Annotated in this window: 14 protein-coding genes (1 of these 14 running past the window's edge); 4 read left to right on the top strand and 10 right to left on the bottom strand. The window is 71.5% G+C overall.

All coding sequences use genetic code 11. The features are described from left to right. Positions 1 to 9 precede the first annotated feature (9 nt). Positions 10 to 2,181 carry a protein-disulfide reductase DsbD gene (locus BC358_RS05500; protein ID WP_079365051.1) on the bottom strand — a complete coding sequence of 724 codons (2,172 nt, stop codon included), beginning with the start codon at positions 2,179 to 2,181 and terminating at the stop codon, positions 10 to 12. Positions 2,182 to 2,302: 121 nt separating this feature from the next. Between BC358_RS05500 and BC358_RS05495 the strand changes: the two genes are divergently transcribed. Together BC358_RS05495 and BC358_RS05490 are read left to right on the top strand one after the other, a co-directional pair. After that, entirely contained in the window at positions 2,303 to 3,517 is a 1,215-nt protein-coding gene (locus BC358_RS05495) for a cyclopropane-fatty-acyl-phospholipid synthase family protein (RefSeq protein WP_143434185.1), read from the top strand. Positions 3,518 to 3,542: 25 nt separating this feature from the next. Then, positions 3,543 to 4,376, top strand: a complete 834-nt coding sequence (locus BC358_RS05490) for a creatininase family protein (protein ID WP_079365050.1) — start codon at positions 3,543 to 3,545, stop codon at positions 4,374 to 4,376. A gap of 86 nt (positions 4,377 to 4,462) precedes the next feature. Here the strand turns inward: BC358_RS05490 and BC358_RS05485 are convergent, their stop codons facing one another. Next, positions 4,463 to 5,146: a histidine phosphatase family protein gene (locus tag BC358_RS05485; RefSeq protein WP_079365049.1), complete on the bottom strand. Its 684-nt coding sequence runs from the start codon at positions 5,144 to 5,146 to the stop codon at positions 4,463 to 4,465. A 179-nt stretch (positions 5,147 to 5,325) separates the two neighbouring features. Here BC358_RS05485 and BC358_RS05480 point away from each other — a divergent pair, with 179 nt between their 5' ends. Further along, complete coding sequence (locus tag BC358_RS05480; RefSeq protein ID WP_079365048.1) at positions 5,326 to 7,644, top strand: PAS domain-containing sensor histidine kinase; 2,319 nt, start codon at positions 5,326 to 5,328, stop codon at positions 7,642 to 7,644. Between the two features lie 76 nt (positions 7,645 to 7,720). Here BC358_RS05480 and BC358_RS05475 read toward each other — a convergent pair whose 3' ends face one another. The 7 genes from BC358_RS05475 to BC358_RS05445 all read right to left on the bottom strand — a co-directional run bounded on the left by BC358_RS05475 (position 7,721) and on the right by BC358_RS05445 (position 13,753). Continuing rightward, the gene (locus tag BC358_RS05475) at positions 7,721 to 8,680 is read right to left on the bottom strand and encodes a threonine dehydratase (protein ID WP_079365047.1); all 960 of its coding nucleotides are present in this window, start codon (positions 8,678 to 8,680) and stop codon (positions 7,721 to 7,723) included. Continuing rightward, on the bottom strand, positions 8,677 to 9,381 hold the full coding sequence (locus BC358_RS05470) for a VOC family protein (protein WP_079365046.1): 705 nt from the start codon (positions 9,379 to 9,381) through the stop codon (positions 8,677 to 8,679). Before BC358_RS05470 ends, BC358_RS05475 begins: the two co-directional genes overlap by 4 nt. Next, positions 9,378 to 10,253, bottom strand: coding sequence for a PhzF family phenazine biosynthesis protein (locus BC358_RS05465; RefSeq protein WP_079365045.1), 876 nt, complete (start codon positions 10,251 to 10,253; stop codon positions 9,378 to 9,380). The genes BC358_RS05470 and BC358_RS05465 overlap by 4 nt, the downstream gene beginning before the upstream one ends. Before the next feature lie 15 nt (positions 10,254 to 10,268). Beyond that, the gene (locus BC358_RS05460) at positions 10,269 to 10,886 is read right to left on the bottom strand and encodes a glutathione S-transferase family protein (RefSeq protein ID WP_079365044.1); all 618 of its coding nucleotides are present in this window, start codon (positions 10,884 to 10,886) and stop codon (positions 10,269 to 10,271) included. An 88-nt stretch (positions 10,887 to 10,974) separates the two neighbouring features. Next, on the bottom strand, positions 10,975 to 12,150 hold the full coding sequence (locus BC358_RS05455; RefSeq protein ID WP_066160413.1) for a PLP-dependent aminotransferase family protein: 1,176 nt from the start codon (positions 12,148 to 12,150) through the stop codon (positions 10,975 to 10,977). Next, positions 12,147 to 13,106 (bottom strand): DMT family transporter, encoded by a 960-nt coding sequence (locus BC358_RS05450; protein WP_143434184.1) that lies wholly within the window; start codon positions 13,104 to 13,106, stop codon positions 12,147 to 12,149. Before BC358_RS05450 ends, BC358_RS05455 begins: the two co-directional genes overlap by 4 nt. After that, entirely contained in the window at positions 13,103 to 13,753 is a 651-nt protein-coding gene (locus BC358_RS05445) for a LysE family translocator (RefSeq protein ID WP_079365043.1), read from the bottom strand. Before BC358_RS05445 ends, BC358_RS05450 begins: the two co-directional genes overlap by 4 nt. 122 nt (positions 13,754 to 13,875) lie before the next feature. Between BC358_RS05445 and BC358_RS05440 the strand changes: the two genes are divergently transcribed. Beyond that, positions 13,876 to 15,339 carry a PLP-dependent aminotransferase family protein gene (locus BC358_RS05440; RefSeq protein ID WP_079365076.1) on the top strand — a complete coding sequence of 488 codons (1,464 nt, stop codon included), beginning with the start codon at positions 13,876 to 13,878 and terminating at the stop codon, positions 15,337 to 15,339. A 94-nt stretch (positions 15,340 to 15,433) separates the two neighbouring features. Here BC358_RS05440 and BC358_RS05435 read toward each other — a convergent pair whose 3' ends face one another. Next, a protein-coding gene (locus BC358_RS05435) for an ATP-binding cassette domain-containing protein (protein ID WP_079365042.1) crosses the window boundary here: on the bottom strand, positions 15,434 to 15,644 show its 3' portion. 1,688 nt of this gene lie beyond the right edge of the window; 211 of the gene's 1,899 nt are visible here — the last part of the coding sequence; the start codon falls outside the window, past its right edge; its stop codon occupies positions 15,434 to 15,436.

Below are 15,644 nucleotides of genomic sequence, written 5' to 3'. Positions count from 1 at the left end.
GCTGCGGGGTCAGAGCCCCTGCAGCACGGTTCGAACCTCCCCCACGCTCAGCACCTCGGTCAGCACCACGGGTGGCTGGCCGTTCTTGTAGATCGCGTACACCGGCACGCCGTTGCGGCCCAGCTGCGCCAGCGCGGCGGTCACGGCCGGGTCGCGCCGCGTCCAGTCGGCGCGCAGCAGGGCGACGTTCTTTGCGGCCATGTCCTGCAGCAGGCCCTCGTCGGCCAGGGCGTTGCGCTTGTTGAACTGGCAGGTGACGCACCAGGCGGCGGTGAAGTCGACGAACACCGGCCGGCCCTCGGCCTGCAGCGCGGTCAGCTTCTCGGGGCTCCAGGGCTGCCAGCTCACGCCCTGCACGCCGGTCTCGGCCACGGCGGCCGGGCCACTGTCCTGCAGCCGGGTCACGTTCGGGCCGACGGCCACGCCCATCCAGACCAGGGCCGCGGCCGACAGGCCACCCAGCACCACACGCCCCCTGCCCGACAGCCCGAGCGACCAGACCAGCAGCGCCAGCGCCAGCAGCAGCATCAGCAGCGCGGCCGCGCCGTCGATGCCGCTCTGCTGGCCCAGCACCCAGAGCAGCCAGACCACGGTGGCGAACATCGGGAAGGCCATGAACTGGCGGAAACGCTCCATCCAGGCGCCGGGGCGGGGCAGCGCGCGTGCGATGGCGGGCCACCAGCTCGCGGCCAGGTAGGGCAGGGCCATGCCCAGGCCGAGCACGCCGAACACCGCCAGCGCCTGCGCGGCGGGCAGCGTGGCGGCCAGGCCGAGCGAGGCGCCCATGAACGGTGCGGTGCAGGGCGAGGCCACGGCGACGGCCAGCACGCCGGTCAGGAAGGCGTCGGCGGTCGGGTTCTTCGCTTGCAGGCTGGCCAGGCCGGAGGGCAGCACGCTGCCGAATTCGAACAGGCCGGCCAGGTTCAGGCCGATCAGCGTGAACAGCACCGCCAGCCCCGCCACCACGGCCGGGCTCTGCAGCTGGAAGCCCCAGCCCAGCTGTTCGCCGGCCGCGCGCAGCGCCAGCAGCAGGCCGCCCAGCGCGAGGAAGGAGACCACCACGCCGGCGGTGTAGGCCAGGCCGGAGCGGCGGTGGGCGGCCCGGTCGTCGGCGTGTTTGGCGAATGCCAGCACCTTGATCGCCAGCACCGGGAACACGCAGGGCATGAGGTTGAGGATCAAGCCGCCGATCAGCGCGCCCAGCAGCGCGGCGCCCAGCGTGAGCACGGAGGCGCCGGACGCCGGTGCGGCGGCGCGGGCGGCGTTGGCGTCCAGCGCGGCCTGCAATGCGGGCGAGACGCCGGCCGCCGGCAGGGCCGCCACCGGCGGCCAGGCGCCCTGCACCGGCACCGTCATGCGCACGCCGGCCAGGCCCGGACCTTCGCCGGGGGCGTCGGCCTGCGCCACCACCAGGGCCACTTCGGACGGGCTGTCGCCGCGCTGGGCCGAAAGCGGCAGCTTCGCCGTCCAGCGGGTGCCGTCCCAGGCCTGGGTCCAGGGCGCGCCGGGGTCGATCAGGCCGGTGGGCTCGGGGTAGAACTCCAGCTTCTGGCCCTTCCAGGCGGCGGGCAGGGCGTCGAGCGCAACGTTCAGGAAGCCGGTCTCGGGCGTCAGCGCGCTGGCGGCGGGGGGCTGATCCTTCGGCACGGCCTGGAAGGCGGCATCGAAGGCGGCGCCGTTGAGGCCGGTCGAGCCCATCACCGGGATGCGCAGCGAAAACGAGCCTTCTTCGGGGATGCACTCCTTGCGGCAGACCAGCCACGAGGCCTGCAGCTTCACGTCCAGCTGCTGGCCCTGGAATTCGGGCGAGACGGTCAGTGGCACCGGCAGCAGCACCGTGCCGTTGTAGCCGTAGTTGGCCAGCGGGCCGATGGGGAACTTGCGCGGCGTCGGCCAGGCAATCTCACCCGCGGTCACGCCAGGCGGCAGGGTCCACTGCAGCTCGGTCGGCAGGCCGGAATCGCCGGAGTTCTTCCAGTAGGTGTGCCACTCGGGCGCGTGGGTCAGCTGCAGGCCGACCCAGACCTTGGCGCCCGGCGCGGCGCCTTCGGGCGCGTGGGCCAGCAGCTCGGCGCGCACCTGGTCGGTCTTGACCACGGTGGCGTCGCCGCCGAGCAGGTTCTGGGCGAAGCCCGCCAGGGGCAGCAGCAGGAGGGCGAGGACAGCAGGCAGTGAACGCATGGGGAGTGGGGTGGAAGGGCGCCGAGGTAGGAGGGCGCCGGGCGCGCCAAGTTCCTCAAAGGGGTGCGGCAGCGGCCGGCAAATGTTACAACCCGGGCGTTGTTCTCACGGGAGTTGCGCCATGGGTTCGATGATGGAGTGGGCACTGCAGAGCTGGGCCGAGCGGGTGCGGCGCGAGGCCAATGTGCCGGTGCGCCTGCGCTGGGGGACGGACGGTGCGTCGACGGTCGCCCTGGGCGAGGCGCCGACGGTCGAGGTCCGGGTGCGCGGGGCGGCGGCCTGGCCGCTGTTGATCGAACCCGGGCTGGACACCCTGGGCCAGGCCTATGTCGAAGGGCTGGTCGACGTGGACGGGCGCTTGTCCGACATCGTCGAGGTGGCCCACGGGCTGGCGGCCAGCGCCCAGCCCACCACCGGCCTGCTCGGCCGCATCCGCCGCCGCTTCGGCCACACGCGCGAGAGCGACAGCGAGGCGATCCAGTACCACTACGACGTGTCCAACGACTTCTACCGCCCCTGGCTGGGCGAGGGCATGGTCTATTCGTGTGCCTATTTCGAGCAGGGCGACGAGACGCTGGAGCAGGCGCAGGAGAAGAAGATCGACCACATCCTGCGCAAGATCCGGCTGGCGCCGGGCCAGCGCCTGCTGGACATCGGCTGCGGCTGGGGTGCGCTGGTGCTGCGGGCGGCGCAGCGCTTCGGCGCGCGCTGTGTGGGCGTGACGCTGTCGCAGAACCAGTTCGACCTGGCGACCGAGCGGGTGCGCGCCGCCGGGCTGCAGGACCGGGTCGAGATCCGGCTGCAGGACTACCGCGACGTGGCCGACGGCCCGTTCGACCGCATCACCAGCGTGGGCATGTTCGAACACGTGGGGCTGGACCACCTGGCGGCGTACTTCGGCCGCATCCGCGAACTGCTCAAACCCGACGGCTGGGCCATGAACCACGGCATCACCAGCACCGACGCGCACGACGGCGAGACGCGCCACGGCGGCGGCCAGTTCATCCACCGCTATGTGTTCCCGCGCGGCGAGCTGCCGCACATCGGCACCGTGCTGCGCACCCTGCAGGAAGGCGGGCTGGAGGCGCTGGACGTGGAGAACCTGCGCCGCCACTACCAGCGCACCACACAGCTGTGGAGCGAGGCCTTCGAGGCGCACGCGGCGCAGGTCCGGCCGCTGGTGGACGAGACGCGCTGGCGCATCTGGCGCATCTACCTGGCCGGCTGCGCCTGGGCCTTCGAACACGACGAGGTCGCGCTCTACCAGGTGCTGTGCCGGCCGGCGGGCCAGTCGGCGCAGGGCCTGCCCTGGTCGCGGCGCTGGATGTACCCGTGAAACGCGCGGGCCTACACTGCGGCACATGAACGCCCCGATCCGCTTCTGGTCCGACTTGTCCACCGCCGACTTCGCCGCGCTGAACCGCGAGCGCGCCATCGCGGTGCTGCCGGTGGCCGCGACCGAGCAGCACGGGCCGCACCTGCCGCTGTCGGTGGACACGGACATCGTGGACGGCGTGGTGGCGGCGGCGCTGCCGCACCTGCCGGCCGATCTGCCGGCGCTGTTCCTGCCGACGCAGGCCATCGGTTTCTCGCCCGAGCACACCCGCTTTGCCGGCACCCTCACGCTCAAAGCCGAGACCCTGGTGCGGGTCTGGACCGAGATCGGCGAGGCGGTGGCGGCCAGCGGCGTGAAGAAGCTGGTGCTGCTCAACAGCCACGGTGGCCAGGTGGGCGCGCTGGACCTGGTGGCGCGCGACCTGCGCGCGCGGCTGGGCATGCTGGTCTACAGCATCAGCTGGTTCAACCTGCCGCTGCACGACGCGGCCGGCACCGACGTGAATGCGCTGTTCAGCGCCGACGAACACCGCTTCGGCATCCACGCCGGCGAGATCGAGACCTCGATGATGCTGGCGCTGCGGCCGGACCTCGTGCGCATGGACAAGGCCGAGTACTTTCGTTCGACTTCCCAGGACCGGGCCGAGCGGTTCGCCACGCTGGGCAACGGCCGCAGCGCCAAGCTCGGCTGGATGATGCAGGACTACAACCCGCAGGGCGCCGTGGGCAATGCGGCGGCGGCCACGGCCGAGAATGGCCGCGCGCTGCTGGACGCGGCCGGCCGGGCGCTGGCCCAGGCGCTGGCGGAGATCGACCGGCTGTCGCCCGACACCCTGCGCGAGCAGACCGCGTTCAACTGAGCCCCCACGCTCCGCCGCTGTGCGGGTCGCTGCCCCCCGAGTGGGCTGGGCCTGCCTTGAGGCGGCCCGGCGGCCGGCCCGCCTGATCAGGCGTAGGAAATCCAGTCCTTGTAGGCCAGACTGTCCAGGTGCGGCAGCGTGTTGTAGGTCAGCAGGTGGTGGCGCTTGGGGTTGAACTGGAACTCGGTCACCGCGCTGTTGCGGATGCGCATGTTCAGGTCGATGGTGGCGTCCGGGCTCAGGCCCAGCACATGGCCCACCGCCGTGGCAATCGGCCCGCCGCTGGAGACCAGCAGCACGTTCTGGCCTGCGTGGTGGGCGCGCACATGCTCCAGCGCGCTGGTGACGCCGTGCACGAAATCGGTGTAGGCGGGCATGCCCTCGGGGCTGATGGTGCCGGTCATCCACTGGCGCAGGCCATCGCGCAGCAGCCGGAAATGTGCCTTGTAGCCCTCGGGGCTGTGCGGGTCGCCCAGCGCCTGGTCCTGTCCGCGCGGCAGGATGGCGCGGATCACCGCGCCGCTGTCGTACTCGTTGAGCCCCGGCCATTCGGTGGGCGGCAGTTCGAGCCCGGCGCCGCGCGCGATGCCGGCCCAGGTCTGGGCGTGGCGGCGCAGCGTGCCGGTGATGACGGCGTCGAAGTGCAGCCCGCGCTCGGCCCAGTAGCGGCCCAGGCGCTCGCTCTGGCGCTGGCCCAGGTCGCTGAGCTGGTCGTAGTCGGCGGCTCCGAAGGAGGCCTGGCCGTGGCGCACGAGGTAGAGGGTTCCCATGGGGCGGGATTCTGGGCGCAGCCCGCTCCCGGACTTTGTCCCCGCAGCGACTGCGGGTCGCGCAGGCGCCACGCCGGTGGGCACAACCCTTAAATGGCGGCCTTTTTTGTGCGTTTTGCCCGGACCCGGCCGTGCGGCGCCGTGATCCAATCGGCCGATGCCAGTTTCCGACCCGGCGCATGACGCCTGATCTCGCAACCCTGCTGCTGATGCGCCTCCTGCTGGAGGTGCTGATCGCGTTTGCGTTCTGGGCGCTCATGCGGCGCTACCCGGCCATGGGCGGCCCGGGCTGGTGGTCCCTGGGCTCGGTGGTGTCGATTGCAGGCTCGCTGGCGCTGATGGCGCGCGCCGGTGGCATGTCGCCCCAGATGGGCGCGATGGCAGGGCTGCTGATGTTCGTTGCCAACGCTTTCGCCTGGGTCGGTCTGCGCAGCTACCTGCGCTGGGATCTTCCGCTGAAGTTCGTCGGCGTGTCTTCCGCGGGGCTGCTGGTCGCGCTGCTGGCCGCATCTTTCCGCCCGCAGCCGGCGGCCTTGCTGCAGATGCTCTACGTCGGCTCCGGCCTGATGCTGAGCCTGCTGTCGCTGCGCGACCTGGTGCGCGTGGGGCTGCGGCGGGCGCCGCCGGAGTTCCGGGCGCTGACGGCGCTCTCCGCCTTCGAGGCCCTGGTGCTGGTGTCCATGCTGGTGTGGATGGCCGGCCACCTGAGTCCGCTCGACGAGGTGGCCGCGACCTTCCTCATGCTGTTCCTGATGACCAAGCTGGTGCGCGTGATGATCTACGGCGCGCTGGTGTCGCTTCGCATGCGTCAGGAGGCGCAGCGGGCCCGGCAGACCATAGCCGAACGGGATGCCGAGTCGCGTGCGCTGGTCGACAACCTGGGCGCCGGGGTGCTGGTGCTGAGACCTGATCGGTCCGTGGCCCGGATCAATGCCGCGACCCGTCGCTTCCTGAACTGGCCGGAGGGCGGGCAACCGCCTGCGACCGGTGTCTGGCCCCTGCTGGGCCCCGACGGGCAGCGACTGCCACGACACGAAATGCCGTTCGAGCGCGTGCTGGCGACCGGGCAGCCCGTGTCTGATGTGGTGGTGGGCATCCACATCGCAGGCGAAATCCGCTGGGCGCTGTGCAACGCCTACCCGGAGAACGACGTGCTGGGCGGCCTGCGCCACGTGGTCTTCACCTTCGTCGACATCACGGCGCTGCGCCAGATGCAGCAGCAGCAGCGGGCCCTGGAGCAGCAGCTGGCGCAGTCGCAGAAGATGGAGGCGCTGGGCACGCTGGCCGGTGGCGTGGCGCACGACTTCAACAACATCCTGGCCGCCATCCTGGGCAACGCCGACCTGGCACGCCAGGATCTACCAACGGGCCATCCGGCGCGGCAGAGCCTGCACGAAATCAGCAGTGCGGCGCGGCGCGGGCGCGAACTGGTGCGCCAGATCCTGGCTTTCAGCCGCCAGCAGCCGCTGGCGCGCACACCGGTCTGTCCCGACGCCATCGTCACCGAAACCTGCAGCCTGCTGCGCACCGCCATCGGCTCCAACGTCCAGCTGGTCAAGGAGGTGGCGCCGAATGGCCCGGCCATCCTCGCCGACGCGACCCGGCTGGGGCAGGTGCTGCTCAACCTGGGGACCAACGCGGTGCATGCGCTGCAAGGGCAGCCGGGCCGGATCGGGTTCCGGATCGACACCGTCGGGCCGGACGACCCGGCGCTGCCGCCAGCTTTGCTGGAGCCGTGCCGGCGCAGCGGCTTGGGTGCGGTCCGCATCGCCGTGAGCGACAACGGCTGCGGCATGGACGACGCCACGCGCGCGCGCATCTTCGAGCCCTTCTTCACCACCAAGCGCGTGGGCCAGGGCACGGGGCTGGGGCTGCCGATGGTGCTGGGCATTGTCGAGGCCCACGGCGGTGCGATCACGGTCGAGAGCCGGGCGGGCGAGGGCTCCACCTTCACCCTGTATTTCCCGGCCACCGCCGACAAGCCACCGGCCCCCGAATCGGTACCGGAAGTGGTCTTCGCGGATGGCGGCACAATGGCTCCCATCCCCGGCGGCGAGCCGTCTCCGCCCGCACCCTTTTCAGTGGAGCCTCCAGCCATGTCCGACGACCCCAGCGCCGCACCTGCACACATCCTCTACCTGGACGACGACGACACCCTGGTGTTCCTGGTGCGCCGGCTGCTGGAGCGCCGGGGCTACAAGGTCACGGCGGTCTGCGACCAGCAGGAGGCGATCGATGCGGTGCGGGCCCAGCCGCAGGGCTTCCAGCTGCTGATGACGGACTACAACATGCCGGGCATGTCGGGCGTCGATGTGGCGCGCGAGGTGCTGGCCATCAATCCGGAACTGCCGGTGGCCGTGGCATCGGGCTACATCAGCGACGAGTTGCAGGCCGAAGCGGCGGCGGCTGGCGTGACCGAGGTGGTGTTCAAGACCGACGCGGTGGAGGCCTTCTGCGAGGTTGTGGCACGGCTCGTGTCCCCCCCGCGCCCCGCCTGACGGCGGGTCACCCCCCAGGGGGCAACAGCAGCGGCCCGGCGGAGCCGGTTCCGCGCTGTTCTCGACAAACTCCCCCTCAGGTCAGGAGCACCTTGGCGAAGGTGGCGCTGTCGACGTTGCCGCCGCTGAGGCTGAGGCCGACGTTCAGGCCGCTCAGCGTTTCTTTTTCCTGCAGGGCCGCGGCCAGCGCGGCGGCGCCCGCGCCTTCGGCGACGTTGTGGGTGTCGGCGAAGACCGCGCGCATGGCCTGGGCCACTTCGTCGTCCGTCACCTGCACGATGTGGTCCAGCGCGGGTGCAAGGATGGCCAGCGCCTCGGCGTCGGCCACGCGGCAGGCCATGCCGTCGGCCAGCTGCGTCGTCACCGGCGCTTCCACTACCCGGCCGGCCGCGATCGAGTCGGCGTAGGTGGTGGCGTGCGCGCTGACCACGCCGACGATGCGCGCGCGGTGGCCCAGCGCCTGTTTCGCCGCAATGGCCGAACACGCGCCCGAGCCCTGGCCGATGGGCACATAGACCACGTCGAGCTGCGGCACGGCCTTGAAGAATTCCCACCAGTAGGTGCTCACGCCGCGCAGCAGGTCCTTGTGGAAGCTGGGCACCATGTGCGCGCCGCGCTCGGCCGCCAGCCGCATGGCGTGCTCGCGGCTCTCCTGGAAGTCGCTGCCGTGTTCGACCAGCTGCACGCCCAGCGCGCGCATGGCCGCGTTCTTCTCCACCGAGTTGCCGTGCGGCACGACGATGGTGCAGGCCACACCATGTTCGCGCGCCGCCCAGCCGATGCTCTGGCCATGGTTGCCGCGCGTGGCGCTGATCACTTCGCGCGGCCGTTCGCCGCGCTGTTGCAGCTGGTCGAAGTAGGTCAGTCCGCCCCGGATCTTGAACGCGCCCACCGGTGTGTGGTTCTCGTGCTTGAGCCAGCAGCCGGTGTCCAGCCGTTCGCTCAGCAGGCCCCAGCGGTATTGCGGCGTGGGCGGTAAGCTGCGGTAGACCACCTGGGCGGCGGCTTCGATGTCGGTGAGGGTGGGCAGGTTCATGCGGGTGTGCTCGGGTTCAGGACCAGGGGTTGGCCATCGGCGGTGGTGAGGTCGGCCCGCAGACCGGCCGGGCCGGTGTGCACGGCCACGCCGTCCAGCCCGATGGCAGTCAGTGCGGCGGTCAGGCGCCCGGCGTCGGGGTGCTGCAGCGTCAGACCCTGCAGCCCCAGGTCGGCACCGGTCATGCCGTCGGCCGGGTGCGTGTCGCCCCACTGGATCAGCGTGGGCAGCGCACCGCCGAACAGGCGCTGGCCGTCGTCGCGCACGGTGATGCGCCAGCGCAGCAGTCCCTGCGGCGTGGGGCGCGAGGCGTCGATGACGGGGCCGCGCTCGATGCCCAGGGCGCGCAGCCGCGCACAGGCGGCATCGATGTTGGGCACGCTGGCCACCCAGTGGATCAGCTGCGGCCCCTCGCGCCGCAGGCGCTCGCGCAGGGCCGGGTCGTCGAGGTCGAACCAGCGCCGCAGCGGGGGCGGCCGGGTGGGTGTGGCCGCCGGATCGATGGCGATGATTTCGAGATAGGTCTTGGGGTGCACCGTGCTGTGCAGGCGCAGCAGCCGGTTGTGCGTGCCGAACAGCGCGTGGGCGCCGCCGGGTCCGGGCGTCGGGCCCAGCGTCGCTTCGCACCAGGCCACACCCTCGGCCAGCGACGGCGCGGCCACCACCAGGTGGTCGATGCCGGCCCTGCTGGCCTGGTTCACAGCTGCACCGTGCCGGCGATGCAGGTGACGCTGGCGCCGCCGACCCAGACCGTGCCGTCCGCGGCGCGTTCGATGTGCACTCGGCCCTCGCGCGCCAGGGCCGTGCCCTGGGCCGCCACGTAGCGATCCGGGGCCAGGCCGGCGCCGATCAGCCACTGCGCCAGGGCCGCGTTCAGGCTGCCGGTCACCGGGTCTTCGGCCAGGCCGTTGTTGCCCGGGAAGAAGGCGCGCACCTCGAACTGCGTGTCACCCGCGTCCTGCGGGCCGACCACGCCGACCTTGCCGCGCGGGCCCACGACGCCGATGTCCAGCCCGGCCAGCACGGTGGTGTCGGGTTTGAGCGCCAGGACCTGCTCGGCGCTGCGCAGCATCACGCCGCGCCAGTTGGGGCCGTTGTCACACCAGGCGTGCGCGGTGATGTCCTCGCGCGCCACGCCCAGGCCGCGGGCGATGAGCGTCACGTCGGCCTCGTCCAGCGGGCCGCTCTTGATCAGCGGCGGTGCGGCAAACGCCAGACGGTTTCCGTCGCGGCGCAGCTTCACCAGCCCCACCCCACATTCCTGCACCACGTGCTCGCCGCGCGGCACACCGCCCGCTTCCAGCCAGGCTTGGCAGCTGCCCAGCGTGGGGTGGCCGGCAAACGGCAGTTCACGGCCCGGACAGAAGATGCGCACGCGGTAGTCGGCGCCGGCGGCGGCCCCTTCGGGCGTGGGCGGCAGCAGGAAGGTGCACTCCGACAGGTTGGTCCAGTTCGTGAAGTGCTGCATCTGCTCGGTCGACAGGCCGCTGCCGTCCAGCACCACGGCCAGCGGGTTGCCGCGGTAGGGCGTGGTGGTGAAGACGTCGACTTGTTTGAACGGGCGTTGCTGCATGAAGGCTCTCCGGGATCAGGACAGGGGCAGGTCGAGCACGCCGCGGCTGGCGGGCAGCGCCAGCCACTGCGCGTACCAGCGCTCCAGGTGCGGCCAGGCCGGGCGCGGCAGCGGCAGGCCCCACCAGCGGTGCACCTCGCAGGCGATGGGGATGTCGGCCATGGTCAGCGCGTCGCCGGCCATGAAGGGCTGGCGCGCGAGGTGCTCGTCCAGCTGTGCGAACAGCGGCTCGGTGGCCGCCACCGACGCAGCGATCACGGCCGGGTCGCGCTGCGCCTCGGGCGTGCGGATCAGCTGCTTGAAGCCGGGGCTGCCGGCCGGGTTGAGCGTGGTCTGCTGCCAGTCCATCCAGCGCTCGGCGTCGGCGCGGCGCTGCAGGTCCTGAGGGTAGAGCGGCGAAGCCTCACGGGCGAACAGGTAGCGCACGATGGCGTTCGATTCCCAGAGCGTGAAGTCACCGTCTTCCAGCAGCGGCACCAGGCCGTTGGGGTTCTTGGCGCGGTAGTCCGGCGTGTTCACCACGCCGTAGCTCAGCCCCGCATCGATGCGCTCGAATGGCACGCCCAGTACCTGGGCGCACAGCACCACCTTGCGCACATTGATCGAACTCAGCCGGCCCCAGATGCGCAGCATGTCTCAGTCTCCGCCGGGCCGCCCCAAGGCGACTGACGCCCCCTCGGGGGGCAGCGAAGCACACGAAGTGGCGAGCGTGGGGGTCATTTCAGCCCTTGACGGCTTCGCGGATGGCGTCGGCCAGCGCCTGGATGCCGATGCGGATCTGCTCCTCGCTCGCCGTCACGAAGGACAGGCGCATGGTGCGCGGGTCGCCCTGGTCGGCGTAGAACGCGGCGCCGGGCACGAAGGCCACGCCCTTGTCCACGGCCTTGGGCAGCAGGTCCACCGCGTCCACCCCTTCGGGCAGCCGCGCCCAGAGGAACATGCCGCCCACGGGCGAGTTCCACTGCACGTCCAGCCCGGCCATGTCCTTCTTCAGGGCGTCCAGCATCACCTCGCACTGGTGCTTGTAGAGCGCGCGGATGGTGGGCACGTGGCGGTCGATGAAGCCGTCCTTGAGCACTTCGGCCACCATGCGCTGGTTGAAGGTGGGGCTGTGCAGGTCGGCCGCCTGCTTGGCCTGCAGCAGCTTGGGCATGATGGCCTTGGGCGCCACCACGTAGCCCAGGCGCAGGCCGGGGGCCAGCACCTTCGAGAACGAGCCCAGGTAGATGCAGCCTTCGGGGTTGCGCGCGGTCAGTGGCTTGGGCGGCGGCTGGTCGAACCACAGGTCGCCGTAGGGGTTGTCTTCGATGACCGGCAGGCCGGCGGCCTGTGCGGCGTCCACCAGGGCCTGGCGGCGCGCCTCGCTCATGGTGCGGCCGGTGGGGTTCTGGAAGTTGGGCAGCACGTAGAGGAAGCGCGCGCCCGGCGCCTTCTTCGCCAGGTCGGCCACATCAATGCCCTCGTCGTCGCTGTCCACACTGACGATCTTGGGCTCCATCGGCGTGAAGGCCTGCAGCGCGCCCAGGTAGGTGGGCGTCTCGACCAGCACCGTGCTGCCCTCGTCGATCAGCACCTTGGCCACCAGGTCCAGGCCCTGCTGGCTGCCGGTGGTGATGAGCACCTGGTCCGGGCTCACGTCCCAGGGCAGCTGGCCGGCGATCCACTCGCGCAGAGCCGGCAGGCCCTCGCTGGCGGCGTACTGCAGCGCGGCGGCGCCGTCGGTTTTCAGCACGGCGTCGCAGGCGGAGGCGAAGGCCTGGACCGGGAAGGTCCTGGGCGAGGGCAGGCCGCCGGCAAAGCTGATGATGCCGGGCTTCTCGGTGACCTTGAGGATTTCGCGGATCACCGAGGGGTTCATCTTGTGGGCGCGTTTTGCGAGGGTCCAGTGGGCGCTCATGGGCGGTTCTCCGGGTGGGATGGTGGTTGTCGGGGTATGGGGGCGGCCATGCGCCGGCCCATGAAGACGGTGGCGACCACGGCCAGGGCAAAGCCCAGCGTGATGGCGTCCAGCGATTCTCCCAGCAGTGGCACGGCCGCCAGGATGCTGACGAAGGGTTGCAGCAGCTGGGTCTGGCTCACGCGCAGCGCGCCGCCCAGGGCCAGGCCGCGGAACCAGGCGAAGAAGCCGGCCCACATGGAAAACACGCCCACATAACCCAGCGCCAGCCAGGCCGACAGGGCGATCGGCTGTTCGGGCCAGGTCAGCAGCGCGCCGGGCACCGTCAGCGGCAGCGCCATCACGCAGACCCAGCTGATCACGCGCTCGGCACCCAGCTTTGGGGTCACCTGGGCGCCGCCGACGTAACCCAGTGAGGCGGCCAGCACCGCGCCGACCAGCAGCGCGTCGGCCCATTCAAAACCGAAACCGTGCCCCGCCTGGGCCGCACGCACCAGGCTGAACGCCACCACCAGCGCACTGCCCAGCACCGCGAACAGCCAGAAGCCCAGGCGCGCGCGCTGGTGCATCAGCCAGGCCGCCACGGCCGCGGTGGCCAGCGGCAGCAGCGCGTTGACGACGGCCGCGTGGCTGGCGGTGACGTGGCGCAGCGCCCAGCCCAGCAGCAAGGGAAAGCCGATGGCGTTGCCGGCCAGCGAAAGCAGCAGCGGCCCGCGCTCGGCCGGTGTCGGCAGGCGCGAGCGCGTGGCCAGCAGGTAGATGGCCGACAGGCCACCGGCCAGCGCAGCGCGCGCCCAGGTCACGAACCAGGGGGAGAGCTGGGGCGCGTCCACCGTGCCCGTCGCCAGGCGCGTCATCGGCAGGGTGAGGCCAAACACCACCACGCCCAGCAGGCCCAGCCAGAGGCCGAGGGTGGCGTCGCTCATGCGTTGTTGCGGCAGCGTGGTGGTCGTCATGCCGCACCGCCGTTCAGGCCGGCACCGCCCAGCAGCATCCAGGCGGCGGTGAGCACCAGGGCCAGCGCCATCAGCCGGTTGAACACCAGCAGGCGCGCGCCGCTGGGCTGGCCGTTCACCACCGGCCCGGCCAGCCAGTGCCGCAGCAGCGAGCCGACGAGCGCGTAGCTGAGGTTGCTGACGAAGGCGAAGGCCAGCAGCACCGGCAGCACCGAGACGAAGCGCTGGGGGGCGTCGGCCTGGCCGGCGATCCAGCCCGCGACGATGGACAGTGCCAGCATCCAGGCCTTGATGTTAAGGAACTGCAGGCCCACGCCCTGCCAGAAGCCCACGTTCAGCCGCGAGCTGTCCACCGTGCTCAGCGAGCGGCTGCCCCACAGCCGCCGCGCCAGCCACAGCAGGTAAACCGTGCCACCCACCAGAATGGCCCAGCGCAGCGCCGGCACCGCCACCACGAGCGAGCCGACGCCGGCCGCGCACAAAGTGAACAGCAGGCCCCAGCCCACTGGCACCGCAGCAATGAAGCGCAGCGCGCGCGGCAGGCCGCCGTTGGCCGCCAGCGCCGTGGACAGCGTGGTGTTGGGGCCGGGCGTGAAGCTGGTGGCCGTGGCCAGCACCAGCAGGGCGCTGAACTCGCTGGCGGTCATGGCTGCGCCGAGAGGACTTGTGGGGACATGCAATGCACTTTATCCTTGTGGGCCATACACAAACCATACAGATGGCCGGGTCACGGAGTGAATCTGTGTGGTTCATGAAGGCCATACACCGCATGTTCCATAGCAAGGATTCCAGAGACGCTGCGCCAGACGCCACGGCGGTCGCAGCGCTGACCCGGACCGCCGCCCAGACACTCACCGAACAACTGGCCGAACGTTTTGCCGCCCGCATCCGCGACCGCCTGCTGGCCCCGGGCGCGCGCCTGCCCAGCGTGCGCCAGTGCGCGGCCCAGCACGGCCTGAACCCTTCCACCGTGGTGGCGGCGTACGACCTGCTGCTGGCCCAGGGCCTGGTGGAGGCGCGGCCCCACCGGGGCTTCTTCGTGCGCGAGCGGGCGCCGCTGCGCGACGCCGATGCGGCGGCGCCGGCCGCAGCGCCCGCCGCACTGCGCAGGGCCGCGCCGCTGTCGGCCGCCACGCTGATCCGCGGCATGTTCCACCCCAGCGGCAGCCTGCCCCAGCCCGGCATGGGGGTGCTGCCGCCCGAGTGGCTCGAATCGAGCTTCATGCCCGCCGCGGTGCGCAAGGTCAGCGGCCAGAAGGCCCTGGCCGAGAGTTCGCTGCGCTACGGCGAGCCCATGGGCGACGGCCATCTGCGCCGCGTGCTGGCGGCGCGGCTGCAGGGCTTGGGTCTGCCGGCCGACCCGACGCAGATCATCACCACCGTGGGGGCCACGCACGCGCTGGACATCGTCAGCCGCACCCTGCTCAAACCCGGCGACGCCGTGATGGTCGAGGAGCCTGGCTGGGCGGTGGAGTTCGCGCGGCTCGATGCGCTGGGCATGCGCATCCTGCCGGTGCCGCGCGGGCCGGCCGGCCCCGACCTGGCGGTGATGGCGCGCTACTGCGAGGCACACGCACCCAAGCTGTTCGTGAGCGTCAGCGTGCTGCACAACCCCACGGGCTACTGCCTCTCGCCCGCCAGCGCGCACCGCGTGCTGCAGCTGGCGCAGCAGCACGACTTCCACATCGTCGAGGACGACACCTACAGCCACATTGCGCCCGAACACGCCACCCGCATGAGCGTGCTCGACGGTCTGCGGCGCACCATCTACGTCAGCGGCTTTGCCAAGATCCTGGCGCCCAACTGGCGCGTGGGTTACCTGGTGGCGCCGCCGGAGCTGACCGAGCGACTGCTGGACACCAAGCTGCTGGCGACGCTGACCACGCCCAGCCTGCTGGAGCGCGCGCTGGCGCACTGCATCGAGAGCGGTCAGCTGCGCCGCCACGCCGAGCGCATCCGCACCCGGCTGGACGCCGCGCGCAGCCGCAGCGTGAAGCTGGCACAGGCGGCGGGCTGTCGCTTCGTGGCCGAGCCTTCGGGCCTGTTCGGCTGGGTCGACACGGGCGTGGACACCGAGGCGCTGGCGCAGCGCATGCTGGACGAGGACTACCTGATTGCGCCCGGGGCGCTGTTCCATGCGGCGCGCGCGCCCAGCACGCTGATGCGCATCAACTTCGCGACCACGCAGGACGCGGCGTTCTGGAAGGTGTTCAGGCGCCTGGTGGCGAGCTGAGCAGCGCCGCAAGGGCCTGGGGGGCGGCCATCCGCCTGCGCCACCCGTGCGGTTCGGCGGGCGTGGTCAGGGGCAGCGGCCGGTCGCTTGGGGCTCACGTGCCGCCCAGCGCCTGCCAGCGCTCCAGGGCCTGCATCCATTCCTCTTCTATTTCCGCATGGCGGGCGCTGAGTTGAGTCGCCCGGGAGGCATCGGTGGCAAACAGCTGCCCGTCGGCCAGGGCACTGTCGATCGCAGCCTGCTCGTCCTCCAGCGCCTTGATCTTCGCGGGCAGCTCATCGAACTCGCGTTGCTCCTTGTAGCTG

It is taken from the genome of Hydrogenophaga sp. H7, assembly GCF_002025745.1.
GTDB classification, from domain to species: Bacteria; Pseudomonadota; Gammaproteobacteria; order Burkholderiales; family Burkholderiaceae_C; genus Hydrogenophaga; species Hydrogenophaga pseudoflava.
This window is presented reverse-complemented; position numbering and strand designations above follow the sequence as displayed.

Bases quoted from the DNA above. Each gene is read 5' to 3' on its own strand.
- BC358_RS05465 (WP_079365045.1), bottom strand. From the start codon at position 10,253: ATGCAGCAACGCCCGTTCAAACAAGTCGACGTCTTCACCACCACGCCC.
- BC358_RS05445 (WP_079365043.1), bottom strand. From the start codon at position 13,753: ATGACCGCCAGCGAGTTCAGCGCCCTGCTGGTGCTGGCCACGGCCACC.
- BC358_RS05500 (WP_079365051.1), bottom strand. From the start codon at position 2,181: ATGCGTTCACTGCCTGCTGTCCTCGCCCTCCTGCTGCTGCCCCTGGCG.
- BC358_RS05460 (WP_079365044.1), bottom strand. From the start codon at position 10,886: ATGCTGCGCATCTGGGGCCGGCTGAGTTCGATCAATGTGCGCAAGGTG.
- BC358_RS05450 (WP_143434184.1), bottom strand. From the start codon at position 13,106: ATGACGACCACCACGCTGCCGCAACAACGCATGAGCGACGCCACCCTC.
- BC358_RS05455 (WP_066160413.1), bottom strand. From the start codon at position 12,150: ATGAGCGCCCACTGGACCCTCGCAAAACGCGCCCACAAGATGAACCCC.
- BC358_RS05490 (WP_079365050.1), top strand. From the start codon at position 3,543: ATGAACGCCCCGATCCGCTTCTGGTCCGACTTGTCCACCGCCGACTTC.
- BC358_RS05475 (WP_079365047.1), bottom strand. From the start codon at position 8,680: ATGAACCTGCCCACCCTCACCGACATCGAAGCCGCCGCCCAGGTGGTC.
- BC358_RS05485 (WP_079365049.1), bottom strand. From the start codon at position 5,146: ATGGGAACCCTCTACCTCGTGCGCCACGGCCAGGCCTCCTTCGGAGCC.
- BC358_RS05495 (WP_143434185.1), top strand. From the start codon at position 2,303: ATGGGTTCGATGATGGAGTGGGCACTGCAGAGCTGGGCCGAGCGGGTG.
- BC358_RS05440 (WP_079365076.1), top strand. From the start codon at position 13,876: ATGTTCCATAGCAAGGATTCCAGAGACGCTGCGCCAGACGCCACGGCG.
- BC358_RS05480 (WP_079365048.1), top strand. From the start codon at position 5,326: ATGACGCCTGATCTCGCAACCCTGCTGCTGATGCGCCTCCTGCTGGAG.